Genomic DNA, 23,212 nt, shown 5'->3' with positions numbered 1-23,212 from the left:
AATTTAGTAAGGAGGGTATATTAAGATTATGGGCGAAAGGACATACAATGAATCTGGTATTAGCAATGACAACAGAAGAAATTGCTGTGCCGCCAATACGGGATGTATAACACCTGCAGAATATGATCCAGATATCATAACCAATGAATGTATATTTGTTGAAAAAGTATATGATGCTACTATACTAAGAGATGAAGTAGATAGAGTGTTGGAAGTGCTGGAAATACCCGATTTCCCAATCCCAGGAAGAGATGTTCAGAAATTTCTCAATGTAAGAATAACATGTAACAGCACTGGACTTATAGTAACTGACAGGGTATTGTCCATAAATGGACAACAAACACCTTGTGATCCTACCTTTGTACCAGGGCCTGCAGGAAGACAGATAAACTTAGCATGTATAGATACTTCAGAATGTGATGCAAAGGGTAAAGGCACACCGATAGTAGTAGATCAGAGAATAAGAGTTACAGGTGAAGTAGAAGTCAAAATCAGTGGTACAGTTTTAACTACAAGTGGAGATAGAAAAAGGTTCTCAGTTAGTACTACCATTTCTGATTCAACATTTGATCCTATAAGTCTTAGAAAGTTTGCAAGATTATGTATACCGTCAACAGCTGCGGCTATGAAGCCATCTTTAGCAGTTTTCTGTGGAGTGCTATGTGACTTAATACTTCCATTTGGACTTGATAGTTTAGAAGTTCAAGGTAGAAAACTAGTAATTACTGGGCCTATACTAGTATTCTGTATTACATGTGAAAAGAAAGTTAAAGTTCCTGTACAGCTTTGTGTATTATCCACTGGCTTCTGTGATTATGAAGAGCAAGGTGGATTATGTGTAGAATTCCCTAAGCTGTTCCCAGATCAAGTTAATGTAAAGATAATTGAAGAAGAAGAGGAAGAATAAGAAAGAGAAAAAGGAGGCTGAAGATAATCAGCCTTCTTTTAGGTTGCCTAAAAACCCGAATTTCTTCGTTGTTGCTTCAACCAAGAACCCTTACGTATGTCTGTATACGCTACGGTCTCTCGGTTTCAGCACGCCTCCAACTCCGAATTATTAGGCAGCCTAACATCTTGTTGACTTCGTCAACAATCTGAAAGGAGGCTGAAAATAACCAGCCTTCTTTTATGTTTTATTTAGCTTCTATAAACATTACTGAGATTTTATACATACCATTCTTTTCCTTTTCTATACCTATACCTACATGGGTAAAATGATCAGCTAGGATGGCTCTTTTATGCATATATGAGTGCATAAAGTTATTATGAGCGCTATCAACACTAAATGCCTTTGCTATGTTTTCGCCTGCATTATTATACTTTATACCGGCACTTTTTATCATGGTATAAATACTTCCATAGGTTGGGGAGGTATGGGATAAGTAGTTATTCGCTACCATATCCTTAGCCTTAAGTCTCGCTACAGAGGTCAATTTCTCATCAAGAATAAGTTCTTCAAGCCCATTTTTTCTTCGTTCATTATTAATAAGGGTGAACATTTTTTCCGTTAATGCGTCTGCCTTAAATGAAATATCATCACTTATTGTGGAGGAAGAACTACTATTATCTAGGGATGTACTAGTACTTAAGTTATCACTTTGAGTATTTAAAGAATTAGTTACATCATGGGATTGAGTATCTCTAGAATAATACCTTGTTACAGAGCCCGATGATGAAGTATTATTATTTCTAGAGTAATATCTATTAATCGAATTGCTTGAAGAAGAGTTATATGAATGTGAACCATAGTATGTGGCACCATAGGAGGTTATAGTAATAAAGGATATTAGAGTGGTGGAAAGAATAGCCATAGAAGTAAGTCTCAAAATAGTCTTTTTCATATTCATTTTATCACCTATCTATTATTTTTTTGTACTCATAAATATGATATCAAAAAAATATACAATATTCTACAAAATTTTACATCCAATTTATGGTACAAAACAACAACCCTACTTGATTAATCCAAATAGGGTTAAAAAATCATTCCTTTAATGTAAGATAGTTGGTTATTTTTTTCCATAGGGATTGTTCCTTTTTTTCTGTTTCCCTTGTATCCAAGGGAGTAGATTTTGAGCCATTTTCTTTGAGGGTTGAATGTAAATCATTATTATCATTTATGGTGGGGGTTATATCTTCATCAACTTTGGCATCTAGGGTTACTATATTTGATAATTTATTATTAGTTCTATCTGCTTTTACAACATTATTATGGGATTTGGGGATATCATTGATTCCTAGTATAAATACCCCATTATTTTCTAAGTAGCCAAAGGAAGAAATGGCTTTAGGTGATGTTTTTTTCCTATCTAGATTTATATATTTTAATTCCTTTAGCTTTGATAAAGGATGCTTTGAGATATCAGTCCATGTTTTTCCTAGATCATGGGATAAGATATATGATATAGAGTCTTCAGATATCCAACTTACACATAGCTTTCTATTATATTCTAATATTTTAAAATCATATGTATCTTTACTAGAAGTAATTAAGCTATATTTATTATTTTTATCCGATGAATTGTTATCTATAGAATAATGATAAACTTGCTCAGTATTCATGTCCTTGAAAATAAAATGAATTTTATTACTTGTATCTATTAAAACCTGTAGTAGTTCAGTATTGAGAATACTTAGTTTAATACTTTTTGGTTCAAACCATTTCATTATCTTTTTATTAAATACTAAGGTATTAATAGAGGCAGATTTTCGATTTTGACTTAAATAAAAATAATGTAAATTTTGTTCTGAGTCAAATTCAATAAAGTATTTTGGATTATTAGGTTTATGAAATGTGCCAATATATGATTGAACCCATTCATATTCAGTTTTGTAACCATGCATTATAAAGGATTTATAATTATAGAATTTAATATTAGGAGCTATAAATCTAAAGTTATAGAATATATGAATAATATCATTTATTGTTATGATATTTACTTCGTCAATACCATTTGAATCCCTAGGGAAAGTATGTAGAGTATTCTTATACCATTGATCATCTTTAAATACAAGATAAACCAGCTCACCAGAATGTATAACACATAGAATATGAATCCTTTGATGGTTATCGATACACAAATCATAGGTTTTCACATCATCGATTATTTTTATATCATCTTTAAAAGTATCTTTATTGTTTTGATAGTAAAGGCCGCCATTATATAGATAAAAGCACCATAAATTTTTATCTGAATTATTATCAATGATATAGAAATTATTTTTTCTATCCATACTTATCACCTTCAAAAGTATTATTAGGCACATGAAAAAATAAACAAGTCAGATGGGGAAACAATTTCAAGTATTCTCTAGGCACTTTATCTTAAGTATACCCACTATAGGCAGGGGATGTAGTAATGAGGAAAGGAATTAAAGGAACGAGTAAGATTATCATTTCATTTTGTGAATGTGCCTTAATATATACATATGAATATTTTGATTGGAAAAGAAGTAAAAGATAGGGAGAACGAAATAATTTTGAGAACATAATATGGTATTAAATGCCTTAGGGGGTGGTACTTATTGTGAAGATAAGTGTTATAATTCCTACTTATAATTATGGAGAATTTATATGTGATAGCATTGAGAGTGTGATTAACCAAACCTATAAAGACTTTGAGATCATAGTAGTGGATGACGGTTCAACTGATAATACGCCGGAGGTAGTAAAAAAATATAAGGATAGGGTTTCATATATTTACAAGGAAAACGAAGGTCCATCTTCCGCTAGAAATTATGGTATCAAAAATGCAAAGGGTGAATATTTATGTTTCCTAGATTCAGATGATATTTTTCTTCCAGAAAAACTAGAGCTTCAAGCTAAATATATGGAGGATCATAGGGATGATAATATTGGATTAATATATTCAGATTATTATTGTGTATCTAGGAAACTTAAAATAATCGATTATTATGAAAGTATAGGTTTCTCAAGTCAGATTGAAGCTATAAAATATTTGTTTAATTATAATTACATTAATACATCTACTGTTATGATACCTAAGACTTGTATTGATAGGATTGGGATATTTAATGAAAAATACAGATATCTTGAGGATTATGACCTTTGGCTTAGGTTAGGGTGCAATTATAAATTTTTGTATATAAATGAACCCCTAGTTAAAACCAGAAGTCATTATAAGAATCATAGGAACAAAGTTGGTGATGTGGAGATGATAAACAATGCTAAAAAAATAAAGGAGGATATTAGGAGTCAGTTATCTTTAATGGTTAAAGAGGATTCATGATAATCATTAATGATTTCTTCCATTTTTTTATATAGCTTATTATTACTTTTTCTTATCTCCAAAATTGAGTTTAGAAGGGTAAGCTCTTTATTTTTCACATTTTCCATTTCCTTGTGCAATTTATTAAGTTTCTCTATAAATACATTTAGATCATCAGATTCCTGTGTGCTATGAACCATGGAGCATATATCATTTACAATGGAGCTTTTTTCAATATTGAGACCTATATCATTTAAGTATTTTAAAGATTTTGCATCTGATTTGTCTTGGGTGTCATGATTGATATTGTTAGTATTTGTAGATTTAAATGTTTTGTTTATTTCTGCTTGTATGTCTTCCAGTTTATCTATACCTAATATTTTTTTATTGTTATCCGATAGGTATAGGTAAGTATAAGGAGCTTTGAAGGTGGACATATTCTTGTGATCATTCCTGATAATGGTAATTGGTATTAATGGGCTATTTAGATCTAATTTTGTTGAGGATACTTTTTTCCAATCATCCTTCTCTAGGTTTGTCTCAGTAAAATTATAGCAGCTATTTTGTTTCCAACCAAATTGAATATTCTTACCACTTTGGATCAATACTGGATTCGTTAGATTGGTTATGTTAGAGGGAAGGGTTTTGAAAGCCTTCCATTTCATTTTTTTATATAAATCAATTTTTCCTTTGATAAAGTGTATCCTAATGCTTTTATCTAAAAGTGCAGACCATGCTATATTAATATTATTAGTGGTATCGCATAAAATTAATGTGTTAAATAAATCACTTGTACTTTCAGTAATCTTTTCGGGAAGTCCCCATTTATTGTACTTTACATTGTATAGCCTATAATATAATTTGTATTTATCATTTTCCTTTGTCTTAAATATTATATGTAGATTTCCAGAATTATCAATATCCGATTTAAATATGGGATTGTAATTATCATAATGAAAATCTATCACCTTAGTTATATCACAATTTGTATTTTTAATGGAATAGGAAAAAATACTGTATGCATTTTCATTTCTAGTATCATTGACCAGCAAAAAAATACTTCTGATGTTTTCATTGTTTAAGTTAGAGTAAAATCTCATGGACTTTACTTCATAGAAGCTTTGTATTTTTGTAATGATTTTTTTATCCCATTGTTTCTTATTTTTTGCTAGATAGAGTAATCTTTGATTATCATCGATGCAAACTATATTAATCAGTCCTGACTTATCGATATCAAGGGAAAAGGCTATAATGTCTTTTATTATTACTTTTTTATTTTTTATTACATCAAAACTATTCTCTTCATATAAGCATTTATTAATCAAAAAATAATGATTTAACTTTTTCTCATCGGCGAGATATTGTTTAGTTTGAATGTTTTTCATATAGACACCACCCTAATCTCTATATTATCTATCAACATATTCTATATAACTATTTATATTTCTTTTAACAATTTCTGAATATCTTAAAAGATTGATATCACTAATTTTCCATGTATGTTCCTTTATTGGATCATAATGCCTATGTACTACATAATTATATCTGTCAGTGGAATATATTTTATAGCCCCTTTTCAAGCACATGATTTGAAATAGTGTTTCCGGTTGTATATCATCTTCAAAGCTTATATCTTTGAATATTTTACGTTTAATTACTAGGCTTGAGTCCATCACATAACTGGCATATATATTTTCATTATTAGGGTTAAAAAGTGCTAGGGTATTTCTTTTTTCAAAATATATGAAACATGTGGCTTTTCCAACTACATCACATTTATTATCATCAAATGCATTTATTGATTGACACAAGTAGTTTTTACCATAATAATCATCATCGTCAAAAAAAGCAATGTATTCAAGACTTGTATGATTAATTGCAAAGTTTTTACATGTACCCAATGTTTTGTCCTCATGGCATTGGTATATTCTTACATCCCTATAATTTTCTGATTTTTTCCTCCACTTCTTTAGGTTCATATCATTACTATTTAAGATTATTATTAATTCCGTCTTGTCAAATAACTGTCTGGCGTAATTAGAAAATATAAAATCAATATTTTTACATCGATTTGTACATGTGATTATTGAAACTCCCTTCATATTTCTATAATTCATATAAGTATTTGCCCCTTTTAAAATATAGCTTATTTATATTCTTTATATTAATAATATGCACTAAATAAAAATTAAGAATAGAATAAAAAAGATTGAAAATAGTGGATTAACACTTAGTATTCTAGAAGCATATTATTTATAGTAGAAAAATGGATATAGAGATTCCAGTCAAAACTTTAATTTATATATGGACAAATATGCGATGGTTCTGGGCATTTTGGACTTGTATAAGTTAAAGTCTATACTAAAATCTCTATAGCAGATATGAATCTAAAAATTTGAATTGTTTTTATGGTAGATCATTGCTCCATATTTACACAATTTATGGAATGGGGTTTTATGAATATGAAAGGCATAGTATTAGCAGCAGGATTAGGAACAAGATTATATCCAATTACTAAATCTATATCAAAACAGCTTTTACCAATATATGATAAGCCAATGATATATTACCCATTATCTGTTTTGCTGCTTTCTGGAATAAGGGAAATACTGATTATTTCCAGCCCAAGAGATGTATATAGATTTGAAGCTTTATTAGGAGATGGTAGTCAATTGGGGGTTTCTTTTTCCTATGGAGTTCAAGTGAAACCAAGGGGAATCGCCGATGCATTTATTATAGGTGAAAAATTTATAGGAGAGGATAATGTAGCATTGGTCTTAGGCGATAATATTTTTTTTGGTCATAAGCTTACTGAAATTCTTCAAAAATCTGCTTTATTGGAAGTGGGAGCATTAATATTTGGATATTATGTAAAAAATCCGAAGGAGCTAGGCGTAGTGGAATTCGATAATGAAAATAATGTTATATCCATTGAAGAAAAACCATCAATCCCTAAATCTAACTATGCAGTACCTGGACTATATTTTTATGATAACAATGTGATTGACATTGCTAAAAATGTGAATCCGTCGGCAAGGGGAGAACTTGAAATAACTTCAGTAAATGAAGAATATTTAAGAAGGGGTAAATTAAAGGTACAGTTATTTGAACAAGGTATGGCATGGCTAGACACCGGAACATATGATGGACTTATGGAAGCTGCAAATTTTGTTGAAGTAATCCAAAAAAGACAGGGATACAACATAGGGTGTATTGAAGAAATTGCCTATAGAATGGGATATATGGATAGGGAAAGACTGTTGGAACTATCTAAGCCTCTTTTAAAAACAGATTATGGAAAATATTTGGCTTCCATAGCTAAGGAGTCATAAAAAGAGGAGATTTATAATATAGGGATTGTCTTATCATAACTTTATTGTGCGAGGAGGAAGTGTATGAAAAAAATTCTTGTAACAGGAGGGGCTGGATATATAGGATGTATATTAGTAAGATCGCTATTAGAGAGGGGATATGAAGTAAGAGTTTTAGACAGGCTTTTTTTTGGAAAAAATGCCCTTGAAGATATAGAAAACAAAATAGAATTAGTTAAGGGTGATATAAGGGATATTGGTGGAGAAATATTTAAAGATATAGATACGGTAATGGATTTAGCTGCATTATCAAATGATCCATCGGGAGAATTAAATCCACAAAAGACCCTCGACATAAATTATCTTGGGAGGTCAAGAATCGCACATCTTGCTAAAAAAGAAGGGGTAAAAAGATATATACTTGCTAGTTCCTGTAGTGTGTATGGATTTCAGAAAGAAATCTTAACTGAAGAATCATCAGTAAATCCATTAACTACCTATGCTGAAGCAAATTACTTAGCTGAAAATGCTGTATTGTCCTTAGCTAATACCAATTTTACCGTTACAGCATTAAGACAGGCAACAGTATTTGGGTTTTCCTATAGAATGAGATTTGATCTTGCTGTAAATGGAATGATAGGGGCATATAATCATCTTGGGAAATTAAAAATGCTAAGGGATGGAACACAATGGAGACCATTTATACATGTAAAGGATACAGCTAGAGCCTTTGTAATGGTAATGGAGTCAGATATGGAGAAGATTAATGGAGAGATATTTAATGTAGGGACCAATGATCTAAATGTTCAAATATTGGAATTAGGGAAAAGAGTATGTAGGGGAATTAGTAAATCATTTGAATTTGACTGGTATGGAGATCCCGATAAGAGATCCTATAGGGTGAGTTTTGACAAAATAAAAGATGAATTAGGTTATGAGACTAAATATGAAATTGAAGACGGTGCAAGAGAAATATGGAACGCCATGGAAAAGGGAGTAATAAGCTGGGATGATCCTAAAACCAGGACTGTAAATTGGTATAAGATGCTTATAGAGCGGAATAAACATATAAAAGAAGTTTGTAGAAATGGAGAGATTTTATAATTGATGCTAAGAGGTGTTTATCATGAAAATAGCTTTAATAGGGGCTCAGGGTCAGCTAGGAAGTGACATTATAAGAGCAAATAATGAATTCTGCTATGAAATAATATCTTTAAACCACAGGGATATAGAGATTACTGATTTTGAAAACTCCTATAGTGCCTTAAAAGTAATAAAACCAGAAGTAATAATAAACACAGCCGCTTTTCATAATGTAGAAGTTTGTGAAAAAGAAGTAGAAAGGGCATATAGGGTAAATTCAATAGGGGCAAGAAATTTGGGAGTTATCGCAAATGAACTGAATTCAAAGCTTGTCCATATATCAACGGACTATGTGTTTGATGGTATAAAAAAGGATACTACTACTGGTTATATGGAATTTCATAATCCAAATCCAATAAATATATATGGTAAAAGCAAACTTTTTGGAGAGGAATTGCTAAAGAGCGTAACAAATAAATATTATATTTTAAGGACTGCATGGCTTTATGGAGATGGGGGGAGCAAATCAAAGGGGGGTAATTTTGTAAGGAAAATGCTAGAACTTTCAAAGGGACAACAGGAGCTAAAGGTGGTAGATGATCAGATTGGGACTCCAACAAACACATATTACTTAGCAAAACAGATATTAGAGTTGATAAAGTATCCATATTATGGAACATATCATGCAACTTGTGAGGGTAATGGCACTTGGTATGAATTTGCCCTGGAAATATTTAAGGCTGCTAAAATAAAAATTATAGTTAATCCCGTTGGAACAAAAGAGTTTCAAACAATTGCTCAAAGACCAAAAAATTCTGTTCTTGAAAATCATATGCTAAAGATTCAAGACTTGAATATTATGCCCGATTGGAGAGAAGCTTTAAAAGAATATATGGATAAATTGCTCAATTAAGGGGGGATAAAATGGGCAAGTTTAATTTTATTGAAACGAGAATACCTGATTTGTTTGTGGTTGAGCCAGCTACTTTTGGTGATAGCAGAGGATTTTTTATGGAAAGCTACAATTCAAAGGATTTTATTGAAGCGGGACTTAATATGAAATTTGTGCAAGATAATCATTCAAAATCAGCAAAGGGGGTATTAAGAGGACTTCATTTTCAAAAAAAACATCCACAAGGGAAATTAGTTAGAGTAATAATGGGAAGTGTATACGATGTAGCAGTTGATTTAAGGAAGAATTCACCTACATTTGGATTGTATTATGGGATAATCCTATCTGAAACAAATAAAAAGATGCTTTATGTTCCAGAGGGTTTTGCCCATGGCTTTTTAACATTAGAAGATGGTACAGAATTTCTATACAAGGTTACAGACCACTGGTATCAAGAAGATGAAGGTGGTTTGATTTGGAATGATAATGATATAGGAATTGCTTGGCCCTTTGAAAAATATGGAATTAACAGGGATGGACTGCTTCTTTCTGAGAAGGACAGGGAATGGACGACATTGAGGGAGCTAGATTTTTATTTTAGTTGCTAAATTCTATAAAGTGGGCCTTGCAACGGGAAAGCAATTGTGATTAGAGGTGGAGGTAAATTATTTTATGAGACAATTAGAACCCATAAAAAAGAAAAAGATCGTTATAAAAGTACCTATACCAAATTGGAATGTGGCCCACCAATGGGGGGAATATCACTTTGCTTTAGCCCTTATAAAACAATTTCGCAGGAAAAATTGGAAAGCTTCAATTCAGATTCTACCCAAGTGGAATTCAAAGGAAGATGGAGACTGTGATGTGGTTATGGTATTAAGGGGGAATAGTAGATACATTCCAAGAAAAAATCAATTCAATATTATGTGGAATATATGCCATCCTGATATGGTAACGATTAGTGAATATAATAGATATGATTATGTTTTTGTAGCTTCAAAAATTTGGGCACAATATTTATCTCCCCTTTGTGATGTACAAGTAGAAGCATTATTACAATGTACTGACCCAGAACTTTTTTATTCAAGGGAAAATGTGAGATTTAATCATGAACTACTGTTTGTAGGTAATTCTAGATTTGTATATCGTAAAATAATTAAGGATATTTTGCCAACCCAAAGGGATTTAGCAGTATATGGAGATAATTGGGATTGGTTTATAGATAGGAAATATATCAAAGGAATATATATTTCAAATAAGGATTTAAGTGAAGCCTATTCCTCATGTAAAATATTACTTAATGATCATTGGGAGGATATGAGGGAAAAAGGCTTTTTGTCAAATAGATTATTTGACGGATTTGCATCGGGAGCTTTTATGATTTCTGATAATGTTAATGGAAGTGAAGAAGTATTTGGTGATGCACTAATTACCTATGAAACTAAAGAAGAGTTAGAGGGCTTGATAGATAAATATTTAGAGGATGGGGTTTCAAGAACAGAAAAGGCTCGTAAGGGATATGAAATAGTAACTAATAATCATACCTTTGAAAGGAGAGTGGAACGGATTATAGAGGTCATTGAAAAAAGAATAGATATGTAGTCATTTAATATACGTAATAACAGATTTAAAAGTATATATATAGATTCTGTAGATGGTAATTATGCAAATTTCAATGCCCAATGACAAAAATATGGGCATTTTAGTTTTTTAGCACATTAAGTCAATGTAGACGTATTATGTTACTAGAAAAAGTAGAAGTAATGGGACTCTCCATAAAGGCTGGCAAGATTAGAAGAGTCGGTGAACATTAAATTATAAAAAGGTTTGTTGATCTGGAGGGAAAATCATGAATAGATTCAACTTGGAAATGGGAAACGAAGATAAATTAAATAAAAAGGAAAATATGAATAAAAGAAAAAATGATAAATATAATAGAATTCTCATAAAAAACAAACAAATTTTAGATGATACACTACCCTCTAATCCACCTATGGTTTCAATTGTAATCCTAAATAGAAATGGAGCCATGTTTTTAAATGATTTCTTTAATAGTTTTAAAGAAAATACCATTTATAAGAACTATGAAATCATAATTGTAGATAATGGGTCTACGGATAAATCAATTTCCATATTAAGAAGTGAGTCAAATATATTACCCCTACAAATTATTAGGAATAAGGAAAATAAAAATTTTTCACAGGGATGTAACCAGGGGGCAAAGCATGCAAAGGGAGATTATATCCTATTAATTAATAATGATACACAGCCTACCTATGGATGGTTAAATGAAATGGTGAAATGTGCTTTAAGGACATCTAAAGCAGGGGCTATCTGTCCTAAAATACTTTATCCCAATAATAATAAGAAAAATAAAGCTCTTTTGGTTCAGCAGATAGGAATGACCTTTAAAAAAGACGGTAAGCTTTTTAAACCTCAGTTTGTAGGCGATGGTTACAAACCATATGATGATAGGGTAAACAAAGAGGAAGGAAGACTCGCGGTTAGTGCAGCCGTGCTGCTAGTAAAAAAACATATATATTTTGAGGTTGGAGGATTAGATGAGAATTATAACTATGGATATGAAGATGTGGATTTTTCATTGGAGCTAAGCAAAAGAGGTTATGTGAACATGTACTGTCCAACAGCATTGATTTTCCATCATCTATGGGGAACACAGAAAAAAGTGGATTGGGATGTAATATTAAAAAGGCGAGAAAAAAATATTAAGATTTTTCATAATAAATGGGCTAAATGGCTAAAGGAGAATATAAATATAGAGAGTTTAGGGTGAATCCTAATTTATGCATGTCAAAATACTCGACATTTATAAGAGTTTTTGACGTGTATAAATTGAAGTTTTAACTGGAGTCTCTATGCCTGAAAATAGAAATTAAATATACTGATTAAAAGGATTGTTATATTTAATATGGGGAGGTAGGTCATATATTAGCATATATAAGACGCAGAACGGAAGATATGATGTACCGGAAGTATCAACTGTTCTATTAAATTGGAATCGTATGCATCTATTAAAAAAGACTATTCATTCATATATAGACACGATTTCCGTTCCCTTTGAGTTAATAATTATAGATAATGGATCAACTGATGGATCTAAGGGGATCATCAAAAAGCTTTGTAAAAATAACCCTAATTGCAATTCTATTTTTTTACCAGGGAATAGGGGAGGAAGAGCGTTAAATCTTGGGCTAAAGATGGCAAAGGCTAAATTATTGCATGTTTCTGAAAATGATCTTACCTATAAATCTGGATGGGACCAAAAAATGTTGAGAGCTTTTAGAAAAATTCCTAAATTAGGTCAGCTATCCTTATTTGCACCATTCAAGAAAGAGAATACAACTAAGGTGGTAGAAGGGGACTGTGTAATCTATATTATGAATAGTAATGTGGGTACAAGTTCTATGTTTCGGCGAGAGATATGGGACAAAGGAATTAGATGGGACAATATAGGCTCAGGATATAAATTTCCTAATGATTATGCTTTTTCTAAAGCTGTAAAGGAAGTAGGATATCTTGTTGCTAGACCCGATGAGACTGTAGTAATAAATCACGGTCATCAAATAGATGAATATAAAAGGAATATTTCTTACTACATTGAAAACTACAGGTCTAAGCCCTGGCTAGGAATTCAGTGTCTGAGGAATCGTCTTCAAAGGGCAGGTTATAAACTAGTGAAAAATAATTCTACACAATCTGGATATGATATTGTTCCCATTAAAAAAAACAAATGATAAATATCACTAATTGAGTAAACTATGATAGGCTTTTACAAAAAAGTGAGGCAAAGTTCCTTTGCCTCACACCCATAATTATTGGAGGTGCTTTATGGAAGATGGTACCTTAAACGCTGTGATTTGTTGTGTTGGAGAAAATAGATCAGACTATTTTATGAAATTACAAAATCTTTTTTTAAGCATTGATAAGTTTGGTGGAGAAGTTAATAGATTTGGGAAAGTTGTTTTTTTTATGGAAGACCCAAAGGAAGAATATAAAAGAAAACTTCATAAAATGGATGTAAGTATTATTAGTAGTACTCCTATAAATCCCAGATATCCTCATAACAATAAGGTGCGTATGCTGGAAATGGATTTAGGATACGATTATTATGTCTTGCTAGACCATGATACCATAGTGTGTAAAAATTTCATGAATTTTTTGAAAAAGAAGGAATTTAGGGCTAAGCCAGTGGATTGGGCTGGGCCAAGTATGGAGTTTTGGAGAAAAATATTTAGAAGATTTAATCTTGAATTACCTTCTATAAGATATACTACAACATCCGATGCAAAAAAAATAATTCCATATTTTAATAGTGGAGTATTACTTGTACCAAGGGGATATCGTAAAAAGCTCTATGACGAATGGACATATTATATACAGGAGCTGATTTCCTTCAAAGAGAAATTAAATAATTATATATTTTTTATTGATCAGATAGCACTAACACTGGCTTTGCAGAAAGCTAATGTCCAAGTTAATCCATTACCCATTGAAATGAATTTTCACATACACATACCGGTGAATAGTAAGCTTTGTCCCAAAAAAGTTGATCCATACATTATTCATTATCATAACTGCATTGATGAATTTGGTAATTTAACTTCTTGTACATATCCATGGGTTCAGAAGAGGATAGAGGAATTCAATAAATTACTGACATAAATAAGTTTGAGGACAAGTAAAATATTAAGGCATATAGAAGAAAATAAATAATCAATAGATACATTATACAATGAAGGGGTGAAAAAGTGGAACAACAAGAAATAAAAACAGTGGTAATCTTAGGAATGCATAGAAGTGGTACTTCTATGGTGACTGGAATTTTAAGTAAGCTCGGCGTTGATGTAGGGAAAAGATTGCTTTATCCAAATGCAGCAAATCCCTTAGGCTACTTTGAAGATGTTGATTTTTTTGAATTGAATAAGCAAATTCTAAGGGCAGCTGGTGGTAGTTGGAAAGCACCACCAGATATAAAAGACATTTTGGCTCAAAGGGATGAGTTTAGCAGACCAATCCGTAATTTAATTAAAAGAAAAGAATCGAAGCTTTGGGGATGGAAGGATCCAAGAACCAGCTTAACTATAGAATTATATTTACCGTTTCTAACCAATGCCCATTTCATTGTGTGCCATCGTGATTCAAAGGAAGTAGCTAGATCACTTGCACAAAGGGAGAATTGGAAAATTCAAAGGGGTATCAGATTAAAAAAAGCTTATGATGAGAGAATTAATAGTTTTTTTGAAAAGTGCAATAGACTGAATAGGTTTGATATTAATTATGAAAATATAATATCAAATTCTGAAGAAGCAATTGATGATATCATCGGATTTCTTGGTATTGAAGTTGATAACGATAAATATGAAAAAACTCTTAAAATGATTTTAACTCCAAAGGATATACAAAAGTTAAGGAATAAAACTAAAAAACAATTAAAATCCGACTATAATTTATATTGGGGAAATGATTCATAGTATTTTAAGGAATAAAACCATTCCTAAGAATGTGGGAATGGTTTTATATATATATAATTATTCCAGTTGGGATTCTATCAACTTGTTTTTGAGGAAGCGTCTTGATATTTTTATTATTTAGATTGAGACGATCTATGATACTTTTATTTGGTATCAGATGTTTCTCACCTCCATGTACAAGATATATTTCAGGTTTTTCTCCCTTAATTAATTTTGAACTTTTTAATACCTTAGGAGAGATTAATCTCTTTTTTTCCAACAATATATTACTGCTCCTTTGATGAATTTTACGTCGTTCATCATCATTAATTGGTGATCCTTCAACAAAATGAGTTATAGTTACGGGACAATATACCACTCTAAATCCCAAAAGTCTAGCCCGAAAGGTATAGTCTGTTTCTTCTGCATACATAAAATATTGTTCGTCAAAGTAGCCAATAATAGGGATATTCTCTCTTTTGATTAATAGACAGGCTCCCCACACTGTTACACAATCACAAATTTTATTAAATTTATTGGGTGAATTTTTTTGCCCAAAGCCTCGGTTTATTCGCCTCCCATTCTTTTCTAAAATTCCCCCATGAACAATGCGACCTTTTTCATTAATTTGTTTAGTACCCACAACTGCTATTTTCTTATCGCTTTCTACACAATGGACAATTTTTGTTAGCCAGTTTGGAGAAACTAGTGTATCGGGATTTAAAAAAAGAATATATTTACCTTTACCCTTTTTAATACCTTGATTCCAGGCTTTAGAAACTCCTAAGTTTTTTTTGTTATAGACAAGGGTCATATCTTTTTTCCTTAATCTATTAAGATATTTCTTACTTTCATCTTGACTGTTATTGTCAATAATAATTAAGCGGTAGGAAAATTTAGTATGTTTTTCAATGCTTTTAATACAATTTTTCAACATAGGTTGTGTGTTGTAATTTAATAGTATGATATCGACGCTGGTCTCCACTTTTATCTCTCACTTTCTATAAAATAATATTACATATACTACTATCTATGGGAAAATCGATTTTAGAGCTGTTGCAACTGTTTATCTAATAGTATATTGGCGAATTGATAGAGTTTCATATCTTTTTGGTTCTTGTTTCTTATTATTTTGATGACATCCTTAGGTATTTCTTCTACAGTTGGTCTATTCTGTGTTACTTTTCTTTTTTTATAGTTATCAATTTTCCAGTCTAGCTTCTTACCCATAACATATAGAGTTTCTTCGTACCGCTTAGTGATTCCAACTACAGAAAAATATTTTTTCAAATTGTTTTTAGCTTCCTGTAAGTCGGCATCCTTTTTTCCTGCTAACATGTGGGTCTGTTTATTAAGTGTTTGATGGTCAAATCTTTTATTAGTTACGAATTCATAAAGGGTGATATTTTTAACTATGTTATGCAGTTTATGGGGTTTTGATCTTCGTATATAGTAAAAAGCGGATATTACTCGTTCAATGGGATCCCTGAGTATAGTGATATAAGTATGTTTGTCCTGGGGCAAAAGCCTATGGATACCAAAACTAAAATGGCCTCTTATAACCTCTAGTCTTTTTGTGTCATCTTTTTTAAGGTATTGTGAAAGAGGAATTTTTAATTGTGCTATGTCATAGTAGTCCTTATATTGTTTTTCTATGATTGAGCATAGGGTAGTGCCTCCAGTTTTAGGTATGTGAACAAATATAATAACGTTATCCGTGGCTCTTTCTTTATTTGAAATGGCTAGCATGAAAAACCTCCTATGATTGTCTCTTTTTTTTTCAATATATACTATTCAATGTCCAATTTTTATGTGCAAATTTTTTGTGATTCTGTAAAGTGTGTATAGTGACACCGGTATTATGATACTGTCAGTGTCTTTTTCTTTTGCAGTATATAGTATGAAGACAATAGTATTTATGTGTTGATGGGCAGATTAAGACTATTATCTTAGAAAATAACATAATTAAAGGTGATGAATACAATAATATAGGGAAAAAAGGGGGAGGAATATGTATCATTTAGATAGACTAGAATCTAAAAGCATTTATATTTTGAGGGAAGCCTATAGTGAATTCACAAATCTATGTATGTTATGGTCAATTGGAAAGGACAGTACAGTATTATTATGGCTTGCTAGAAAGGCCTTTTTTGGGCATGTACCCTTTCCACTTATCCATATAGATACAAACTATAAAATTCCAGAAATGATTGAACATAGAGATAAATTAGCTATGGAATGGAAATTAGATATGATATATGGACAGAATAGGGATGCATTAGAAAAAAAACAGACATTTCCCGATGGTAATGCAACGAGAATAGAGTGCTGCAAAAACTTGAAAACTGAAGCTCTAGTTAACACACTTAATGGTAAATGGCCCAGATATAGAATTAATCACGAAACAGGGAGATATGAAGAGGATAGAAATACAACGCCTTTTAAGGGTGTAATCGTTGGAATAAGAGCTGATGAGGAGGGGAGCCGCTCAAAGGAAAGATATTTTTCACCAAGGGATAAAAAAAGCAGCTGGGATATAGGAGATCAGCCTCCTGAGTTTTGGAATCAGTTTAATACTGATTTTGCACCTGGGACCCATGTTAGAATACATCCCCTATTGGACTGGACGGAATTAGATATATGGGAATATATAAAAAGAGAAAATATACCTATGGTATCATTATATTTTGATCAAGGTGATGGTAAAAGATATAGGTCCTTAGGATGTTATCCTTGTACAAAACCAATAGAGTCAAATGCTAAGAATGTTGATGAGATAATAGAAGAATTAAAAACAGGAAAGTTTTCAAATATAGCGGAAAGAGCAGGAAGGGAGCAGGATAAGGAAGATGGTGGAGGACTAGAGGAGTTGAGAACAGGTGGATATATGTAAGGGAAAAATCAAGGAATCTCAAGATCATAGAGAAGATATGAATATAGTGATAGTTGGGCATGTAGACCATGGAAAAAGTACAATTATTGGCAGACTTTTGGCGGATACAGATTCATTACCAGAAGGTAAGCTTGAGCAGGTAAAAGAAATGTGCAGAAGGAATTCCAAACCCTTTGAATATGCATTTCTATTAGATGCACTAAAGGACGAACAAGCTCAAGGCATAACCATAGATACGGCTAGATGTTTTTTTAAGACAATAAAAAGGAATTATCTAATATTGGATTCGCCGGGGCATATAGAATTCTTAAAAAATATGATAACCGGTGCCTCTAGGGCAGAAGCAGCTTTATTAGTTATAGATGCAGATGAAGGGATAAAGGAAAATTCACGAAGACATGGATATATGCTATCTATGCTTGGGATTAAGCAGGTATCCGTCTTAATAAATAAGATGGATTTAGTGAAATATGATGAAGAAGTGTATAAAAATATTGTTAAGGAGCTTAATAACTTTTTTAAAAAGATAAATATATCTGCAAAATCATTTGTACCGGTGAGTGGAATGAAGGGAGATAATGTAGTAAGTTTCTCCAAAGAAATGAACTGGTATGATGGTGAAACGGTTTTAGAAACCCTGGATAGCTTTAGAAAAGAAAAAAAGCATGAAGATCGACCATTTAGGATGCCTGTACAGGCAGTGTACAAATTTACAAAGGATGGGGATTCAAGGAGAATTGTATCTGGGACTGTGACGTCGGGGAAATTGAGCGTAGGCGATGAAGTAATATTTTATCCATCTGGGAAAAAAAGTAGAGTGAAATCCATAGAAGGATTTAATAAGGAGAAGCAATTAAGTGTAGCTACTGGATATGCTACAGGATTCACCCTGGAACAACAGATATATATAACAAGAGGGGAAATAGCCACGTGCTTAAATCAGTACAAACCAAGTGTTACAAGTAGAATAAAAGTAAATTTGTTTTGGCTTGGCAAATTTCCTATGGCAAAGGATAAGAAGTATATATTAAAACTAGGAACTACTAAGGTAGATGTGAGTTTAGAAAAAATAAATATGATAATAGATGCATCCAACTTAGAAAAACAAAAAAAAGATATAGTGGAAAAACATGATGTGGCAGAATGCATACTCAAACTAGATAAAGCAATAGCCTTTGATCTTACCCATGTAATACAAGAAACAAGTAGATTTGTGATAGTAGATAACTATCAAATCACCGGTGGAGGAATTATTGGGACAGCATTAGAGGATGAACAAACATGGATAAGAGAAAAGATATTTATTAGGGATAATAAATGGGAAAAAAGCTGGATAACTAAAGAAATAAGGGCTGAAAAATATAATCAAAAACCAATCATGATATTGATAACCGGTGAAAAGGATGCACAAAAAAAGAAAATAGGTAAGGCATTGGAAAAAAAATTGGTGGACGATGGGAAAATTGCTTATTTTTTAGGTATAGGAAATGTGCTGTATGGAGTTGATGCAGATATTAAGTCCCAGGTAAAGGATAACAAAGAAGAGTGTTTAAGAAGATTGGCAGAGGTAGCAAATATTATGCTTGATGCCGGTGTGATATTAATAGTAACGGCAACAGAGCTATTCCAAAATGATCTAGATATCGTAAAAACTACTATAAACTCGGATAAAATAGAGACTATTTGGATAGGTGAAAATGTAACAACAGATATTAAATATGACCTACTTATTCCATCCCATGATTCAATAGAAAAAGTGGTAGCCAAAATAAAGGTGATTTTACAAGAGGAAGGGATAATATTTAAGCCGTGGTAATAGTAAATTATTAACTATAGATAAACATCATTAAGACTTAAAATATATTTCCGAGAAAATAATGAACGGTTCTACATTTTTTCTTTGAAATATACTAAACCTTGAAGTTGTTTATTTTTAATAAGGGTGAGTGTATTCAAGTGAGTGATAGATATGTAAAAAAAAGTACCAATATAGTATGGAGTAGGGGAAAAGTAACCTACAAAGACCGATGTCATAGGCTTGGGCAAAAGGGCTTAGTAGTTTGGTTTACAGGTTTATCAGGAGCAGGGAAATCCACTATAGCAATAGAAGTGGAAAAAGAATTGATGAAACTTGGAAGAGTAGTCTATAGGCTGGATGGAGACAATATAAGGCATGGATTATGTTCAAATCTGGGCTTTTCAGTAGAAGATAGAAATGAAAATGTGAGAAGAATAGCTGAAGCAGCGGCGTTATTCAAAGATTCTGGATTAATAATCTTGGTATCATGTATATCACCTATTAAAGAAATGAGAGAGTTTGCAAGACAAAAAGTCAATAATGGAGACTTCATAGAAGTATATGTAAAAGCAGATATAGAAACCTGTATAAAACGGGATACTAAGGGACTATATAAAAGGGCTCAAGAAGGAGAAATTATAGACTTTACGGGTATATCCTCTGCCTATGAAGAAGGGGAAAGTGTAGATTTGATAATTGATACGGATATATTAACTGTAAAAGAATCCGTTGCAAAGGTATTAGATTTTATTGTAAAAGAGGTATGTATTTCATGTCAATAAAGAAAAAACTGTTAAAGACTTTAACTTGGAGAATAACGGCCTCTTTAACAACTCTTTTTATAGTTTATATAGTAAGTGGTGAAATAAAAACTGCAGGAATAGTTACTTTACTGGAAGGGACTATAAAAATGATTATCTATTATTTCCATGAAACAATTTGGGAAAAAATACAATTATTTAAAAAAGATAACAAGGATAATTCTTCTTTAAAATAAAAGGGTCAAGTGAAATATTTCCAGAAAATTTTAAAACTATATATAGTAAATAATTTTTGTAGTAAGTAATTATGCAATTTGTTCAGATATAAAAAATTAGAGAAAGGGGGCAAGTTAATGCAGCTTTCTTTAGACTCCAAAGTCAAAAAACATAATAAAAAAGCAAACAAAAAGAAAGTAAATAATAGAAAAGTGAATAAAATAAAGGATAATAATAGACTAAAAGTAGCTTTTTTGATATTAGCCCATAAAAATCCTTCTCAAATAGTTACCTTTATAAATGCGTTAGATTGTGAGAACACTACTTTTTTTATTCATATCAACAAGGAAAGCCATATTATAGATCATAGTTTGTTACAAAATATAAATAAGAAAGATAATGTTTTCTTTATAGAGAAAAGACAAAAAGTAACTAAGGGAGGATATAGCATGGTGGCTGCCACCTTGCTTTTACTTAAGGAGTGTCTTAAAAAAGATAAATATGATTATATAAGCTTGCATAGTGGCCAGGATTTACCAATTAAAAATAAATATGAAATTTTAGATTTTTTAAAGAAAAATAGGGGTAAAGAATTTCTTCGATTCACTAAAGTGCCAAGAAAAGGTTGGGGAATTGGGGATGGATTACACAGAATTGAATATTATTGGTTCATTGATGAATTTGGATTTGATAGGTCATATAAGCTATACGAAAAACAAAAGGAATTAAACATAAAAAGAAAATATTTTGAAGATATTCAACTCTATGGAGGTTCATTATGGAACACAATAACAGGAGAATGTGCCCAGTTTATCATTGATTATGTTAGTAAAAACAAAAGCTTTTGCGATTATTATAAATATACCCTATATCCCGATGAAGAAATTTTCCATACAATTATTTTAAATTCCCATTTTAAGGATAGAGTAATAAATAATAATCTAAGGTATATAGACTGGCGTTCTGGGCCACAAAAACCTAGAATACTAACAAAAAACGACTATAAGAAATTAATCATTAGTGATAAGCTATTTGCTAGGAAATTTGATATTAATGTGGATAATAAAATTATCCAAAAGATCACAAATAGAATTATGGGAAATTAATATAGGGAGTACTCAAAACTTTAACTTATACATGGACAAATATGGGATGGTTATGGGCATTTTGGACTTATATGAGTTAAAGTCTATGCTAAAATCCCTATACATGTTATGTATATAAAAAGCATTAAGATGTATATATATCTTTTTATTAAAGAGAGTCCAAATTATTTGGGCGCTCCTTTTTGCATGTATTAATATTTGAGCAAATTGCATAATTACCTTCTACAAAAACTATCTACCATATGTAGTCTAAAATTCTTCAAAGCCATACCATATGTATTATGCAATTCTGCCAAGTAAGAGTTATGCAATTTTCTCATTTGATTTTTCATGTGGCAAAAGAGTTAAGTTAAACGTAGTATGAAGTAGGAAATTGGAAATTCTAATAATAAAAGCCATTACAAATAAATTTGATTATAGAGCAAATTGCATAATTACCTTCTACAAAAACTATCTACCATATGTAGTTCTAAAATCCCAATAGCTATACCATCAAATATGCTTATATCTTAAGCAATTAAATATAGGATGATATTCGCATATTAGGTTTAGCCAAGTAAGAGTTATGCAATTCCTCTATAGATTTTTTTGTTTTTAATTCATAAAAATTTTCTTTAAATACTTCTAACATAAATGAGGGATATCTATGAAACTGGTTATTTTAGCAGGTGGTTATGGAACAAGGCTTGGTGAAAGGACTGCGTTTATTCCAAAACCTATGATTAAAATAGGAGAAAAACCAATAATTTGGCATATAATGAAAATCTATTCTTCATATGGAATTAAAGATTTCATAATCTGTTTAGGTTATAAAGGTGATGTAATAAAGGATTATTTTTTACATTATAAATCAAAAAACAATGACTTTACCGTCGATCTTAAGGATTTAAGTATCACATTTCACAATGAGCATGATGAAAAAGATTGGAAGGTTACTTTAGTAGATACTGGACTAAATACCCTAAAAGGCGGAAGATTGAAAAGAATAGAAAACCATCTGGATGATGATATAAATTTATTAACCTATGGTGATGGTATTGCAGATATAAATATAAAGGATGTCATGGGTTTTCATGAAAAATCAGGTAAAACAGTCACTATTACAGGGGTTCATCCCCCGGCTAGGTTTGGAGAACTAATTGCTGATGGGGATATTTTGACATCTTTTAAAGAAAAATCACAAACATCGCAGGGGCTTATTAATGGTGGATTTATGGTGTTTAACAAAGAACTTCTAGATTATTTATCCCATGATGAAGATTGTGATTTAGAAAGTGGTATATTTGAAAATTTAGCACTGCAAGGGGAAATTGCTATATATAAGCATGAGGGATTATGGGCGTGCATGGATCACGAAAGGGATGTTAAATATTTAAATGATTTGTGGAAGGGAAATAAGGCATTTTGGAAGATTTGGTAAGATAGAAGATCAAATAATAAAATCTAAGAAAA

23 protein-coding genes are annotated in these 23,212 nt (G+C 31.4%); 17 read left to right on the top strand and 6 right to left on the bottom strand.

Annotated features, from left to right (window positions below; genetic code table 11):
- Positions 1 to 28 precede the first annotated feature (28 nt).
- On the top strand, positions 29 to 907 hold the full coding sequence (locus N4A68_14165; protein ID MCT4565443.1) for a hypothetical protein: 879 nt from the start codon (positions 29 to 31) through the stop codon (positions 905 to 907).
- Between the two features lie 226 nt (positions 908 to 1,133).
- On the opposite strand, the gene N4A68_14160 is transcribed toward N4A68_14165, so the two are convergent.
- Both N4A68_14160 and N4A68_14155 read right to left on the bottom strand, forming a co-directional pair.
- A complete protein-coding gene (locus tag N4A68_14160; protein ID MCT4565442.1) occupies positions 1,134 to 1,841 on the bottom strand; it encodes a CAP domain-containing protein in 708 nt (235 codons plus the stop codon).
- Positions 1,842 to 1,983: 142 nt separating this feature from the next.
- Positions 1,984 to 3,234, bottom strand: coding sequence for a hypothetical protein (locus N4A68_14155; protein ID MCT4565441.1), 1,251 nt, complete (start codon positions 3,232 to 3,234; stop codon positions 1,984 to 1,986).
- A gap of 293 nt (positions 3,235 to 3,527) precedes the next feature.
- On the opposite strand from N4A68_14155, the gene N4A68_14150 reads away from it, so the two are divergent.
- Complete coding sequence (locus N4A68_14150; GenBank protein ID MCT4565440.1) at positions 3,528 to 4,250, top strand: glycosyltransferase; 723 nt, start codon at positions 3,528 to 3,530, stop codon at positions 4,248 to 4,250.
- Here the strand turns inward: N4A68_14150 and N4A68_14145 are convergent.
- Positions 4,217 to 5,614 carry a hypothetical protein gene (locus N4A68_14145; GenBank protein MCT4565439.1) on the bottom strand — a complete coding sequence of 466 codons (1,398 nt, stop codon included), beginning with the start codon at positions 5,612 to 5,614 and terminating at the stop codon, positions 4,217 to 4,219. The two genes, N4A68_14150 and N4A68_14145, sit on opposite strands and share 34 nt — an antisense overlap.
- Positions 5,615 to 5,638: 24 nt before the next feature.
- Entirely contained in the window at positions 5,639 to 6,346 is a 708-nt protein-coding gene (locus N4A68_14140; protein ID MCT4565438.1) for a glycosyltransferase family 2 protein, read from the bottom strand.
- 345 nt (positions 6,347 to 6,691) lie between these two features.
- On the opposite strand from N4A68_14140, the gene rfbA reads away from it, so the two are divergent.
- The 9 genes from rfbA to N4A68_14095 all read left to right on the top strand — a co-directional run bounded on the left by rfbA (position 6,692) and on the right by N4A68_14095 (position 15,007).
- Positions 6,692 to 7,561, top strand: a complete 870-nt coding sequence (rfbA, locus tag N4A68_14135) for a glucose-1-phosphate thymidylyltransferase RfbA (protein ID MCT4565437.1) — start codon at positions 6,692 to 6,694, stop codon at positions 7,559 to 7,561.
- Between the two features lie 63 nt (positions 7,562 to 7,624).
- Complete coding sequence (locus N4A68_14130; GenBank protein MCT4565436.1) at positions 7,625 to 8,644, top strand: SDR family oxidoreductase; 1,020 nt, start codon at positions 7,625 to 7,627, stop codon at positions 8,642 to 8,644.
- 22 nt (positions 8,645 to 8,666) lie between these two features.
- Positions 8,667 to 9,536 (top strand): dTDP-4-dehydrorhamnose reductase, encoded by an 870-nt coding sequence (gene rfbD, locus N4A68_14125; GenBank protein MCT4565435.1) that lies wholly within the window; start codon positions 8,667 to 8,669, stop codon positions 9,534 to 9,536.
- An 11-nt stretch (positions 9,537 to 9,547) separates the two neighbouring features.
- Positions 9,548 to 10,123 (top strand): dTDP-4-dehydrorhamnose 3,5-epimerase, encoded by a 576-nt coding sequence (gene rfbC / locus N4A68_14120; protein ID MCT4565434.1) that lies wholly within the window; start codon positions 9,548 to 9,550, stop codon positions 10,121 to 10,123.
- A 64-nt stretch (positions 10,124 to 10,187) separates the two neighbouring features.
- The gene (locus N4A68_14115) at positions 10,188 to 11,117 is read left to right on the top strand and encodes a glycosyltransferase (protein ID MCT4565433.1); all 930 of its coding nucleotides are present in this window, start codon (positions 10,188 to 10,190) and stop codon (positions 11,115 to 11,117) included.
- A gap of 247 nt (positions 11,118 to 11,364) precedes the next feature.
- Positions 11,365 to 12,309, top strand: a complete 945-nt coding sequence (locus N4A68_14110) for a glycosyltransferase family 2 protein (protein ID MCT4565432.1) — start codon at positions 11,365 to 11,367, stop codon at positions 12,307 to 12,309.
- A 229-nt stretch (positions 12,310 to 12,538) separates the two neighbouring features.
- Positions 12,539 to 13,270 carry a glycosyltransferase gene (locus N4A68_14105; GenBank protein MCT4565431.1) on the top strand — a complete coding sequence of 244 codons (732 nt, stop codon included), beginning with the start codon at positions 12,539 to 12,541 and terminating at the stop codon, positions 13,268 to 13,270.
- 94 nt (positions 13,271 to 13,364) lie between these two features.
- Positions 13,365 to 14,198 carry a hypothetical protein gene (locus tag N4A68_14100; protein MCT4565430.1) on the top strand — a complete coding sequence of 278 codons (834 nt, stop codon included), beginning with the start codon at positions 13,365 to 13,367 and terminating at the stop codon, positions 14,196 to 14,198.
- An 86-nt stretch (positions 14,199 to 14,284) separates the two neighbouring features.
- On the top strand, positions 14,285 to 15,007 hold the full coding sequence (locus N4A68_14095) for a sulfotransferase (GenBank protein MCT4565429.1): 723 nt from the start codon (positions 14,285 to 14,287) through the stop codon (positions 15,005 to 15,007).
- Positions 15,008 to 15,050: 43 nt separating this feature from the next.
- On the opposite strand, the gene N4A68_14090 is transcribed toward N4A68_14095, so the two are convergent.
- Positions 15,051 to 15,971, bottom strand: a complete 921-nt coding sequence (locus N4A68_14090) for a glycosyltransferase family 2 protein (protein ID MCT4565428.1) — start codon at positions 15,969 to 15,971, stop codon at positions 15,051 to 15,053.
- Positions 15,972 to 16,033: 62 nt separating this feature from the next.
- Positions 16,034 to 16,735 (bottom strand): sulfotransferase family protein, encoded by a 702-nt coding sequence (locus N4A68_14085; GenBank protein ID MCT4565427.1) that lies wholly within the window; start codon positions 16,733 to 16,735, stop codon positions 16,034 to 16,036.
- 262 nt (positions 16,736 to 16,997) lie between these two features.
- Between N4A68_14085 and N4A68_14080 the strand changes: the two genes are divergently transcribed.
- The 6 genes from N4A68_14080 to rfbF all read left to right on the top strand — a co-directional run bounded on the left by N4A68_14080 (position 16,998) and on the right by rfbF (position 23,180).
- Positions 16,998 to 17,879, top strand: coding sequence for a sulfate adenylyltransferase subunit 2 (locus tag N4A68_14080; protein ID MCT4565426.1), 882 nt, complete (start codon positions 16,998 to 17,000; stop codon positions 17,877 to 17,879).
- On the top strand, positions 17,866 to 19,695 hold the full coding sequence (locus N4A68_14075; protein ID MCT4565425.1) for a GTP-binding protein: 1,830 nt from the start codon (positions 17,866 to 17,868) through the stop codon (positions 19,693 to 19,695). Before N4A68_14080 ends, N4A68_14075 begins: the two co-directional genes overlap by 14 nt.
- 140 nt (positions 19,696 to 19,835) lie before the next feature.
- Positions 19,836 to 20,459 (top strand): adenylyl-sulfate kinase, encoded by a 624-nt coding sequence (gene cysC, locus N4A68_14070; GenBank protein ID MCT4565424.1) that lies wholly within the window; start codon positions 19,836 to 19,838, stop codon positions 20,457 to 20,459.
- Positions 20,450 to 20,674, top strand: a complete 225-nt coding sequence (locus N4A68_14065; protein MCT4565423.1) for a DUF2061 domain-containing protein — start codon at positions 20,450 to 20,452, stop codon at positions 20,672 to 20,674. Before cysC ends, N4A68_14065 begins: the two co-directional genes overlap by 10 nt.
- A gap of 117 nt (positions 20,675 to 20,791) precedes the next feature.
- A complete protein-coding gene (locus N4A68_14060) occupies positions 20,792 to 21,760 on the top strand; it encodes a beta-1,6-N-acetylglucosaminyltransferase (GenBank protein ID MCT4565422.1) in 969 nt (322 codons plus the stop codon).
- Between the two features lie 646 nt (positions 21,761 to 22,406).
- Positions 22,407 to 23,180 (top strand): glucose-1-phosphate cytidylyltransferase, encoded by a 774-nt coding sequence (rfbF, locus tag N4A68_14055; GenBank protein MCT4565421.1) that lies wholly within the window; start codon positions 22,407 to 22,409, stop codon positions 23,178 to 23,180.
- Positions 23,181 to 23,212 lie beyond the last annotated feature (32 nt).

Origin of the sequence: Maledivibacter sp. (genome assembly GCA_025210375.1) — a bacterium.
GTDB lineage: Bacteria > Bacillota > Clostridia > Peptostreptococcales > Caminicellaceae > JAOASB01.
Note: the sequence above shows the minus strand (reverse complement) of the source record. Positions and strands in the feature narration are given on the sequence as shown.

Excerpts from the sequence above, each read along its gene's own strand:
- N4A68_14165 (MCT4565443.1), top strand. The coding sequence starts at position 29 with ATGGGCGAAAGGACATACAATGAATCTGGTATTAGCAATGACAACAGA.
- N4A68_14160 (MCT4565442.1), bottom strand. The coding sequence starts at position 1,841 with ATGAAAAAGACTATTTTGAGACTTACTTCTATGGCTATTCTTTCCACC.
- N4A68_14155 (MCT4565441.1), bottom strand. The coding sequence starts at position 3,234 with ATGGATAGAAAAAATAATTTCTATATCATTGATAATAATTCAGATAAA.
- N4A68_14145 (MCT4565439.1), bottom strand. The coding sequence starts at position 5,614 with ATGAAAAACATTCAAACTAAACAATATCTCGCCGATGAGAAAAAGTTA.
- N4A68_14140 (MCT4565438.1), bottom strand. The coding sequence starts at position 6,346 with ATGAATTATAGAAATATGAAGGGAGTTTCAATAATCACATGTACAAAT.
- rfbA (MCT4565437.1), top strand. The coding sequence starts at position 6,692 with ATGAAAGGCATAGTATTAGCAGCAGGATTAGGAACAAGATTATATCCA.
- N4A68_14130 (MCT4565436.1), top strand. The coding sequence starts at position 7,625 with ATGAAAAAAATTCTTGTAACAGGAGGGGCTGGATATATAGGATGTATA.
- rfbD (MCT4565435.1), top strand. The coding sequence starts at position 8,667 with ATGAAAATAGCTTTAATAGGGGCTCAGGGTCAGCTAGGAAGTGACATT.
- rfbC (MCT4565434.1), top strand. The coding sequence starts at position 9,548 with ATGGGCAAGTTTAATTTTATTGAAACGAGAATACCTGATTTGTTTGTG.
- N4A68_14115 (MCT4565433.1), top strand. The coding sequence starts at position 10,188 with ATGAGACAATTAGAACCCATAAAAAAGAAAAAGATCGTTATAAAAGTA.
- N4A68_14110 (MCT4565432.1), top strand. The coding sequence starts at position 11,365 with ATGAATAGATTCAACTTGGAAATGGGAAACGAAGATAAATTAAATAAA.
- N4A68_14105 (MCT4565431.1), top strand. The coding sequence starts at position 12,539 with ATGCATCTATTAAAAAAGACTATTCATTCATATATAGACACGATTTCC.
- N4A68_14100 (MCT4565430.1), top strand. The coding sequence starts at position 13,365 with ATGGAAGATGGTACCTTAAACGCTGTGATTTGTTGTGTTGGAGAAAAT.
- N4A68_14085 (MCT4565427.1), bottom strand. The coding sequence starts at position 16,735 with ATGCTAGCCATTTCAAATAAAGAAAGAGCCACGGATAACGTTATTATA.
- N4A68_14080 (MCT4565426.1), top strand. The coding sequence starts at position 16,998 with ATGTATCATTTAGATAGACTAGAATCTAAAAGCATTTATATTTTGAGG.
- N4A68_14065 (MCT4565423.1), top strand. The coding sequence starts at position 20,450 with ATGTCAATAAAGAAAAAACTGTTAAAGACTTTAACTTGGAGAATAACG.
- N4A68_14060 (MCT4565422.1), top strand. The coding sequence starts at position 20,792 with ATGCAGCTTTCTTTAGACTCCAAAGTCAAAAAACATAATAAAAAAGCA.
- rfbF (MCT4565421.1), top strand. The coding sequence starts at position 22,407 with ATGAAACTGGTTATTTTAGCAGGTGGTTATGGAACAAGGCTTGGTGAA.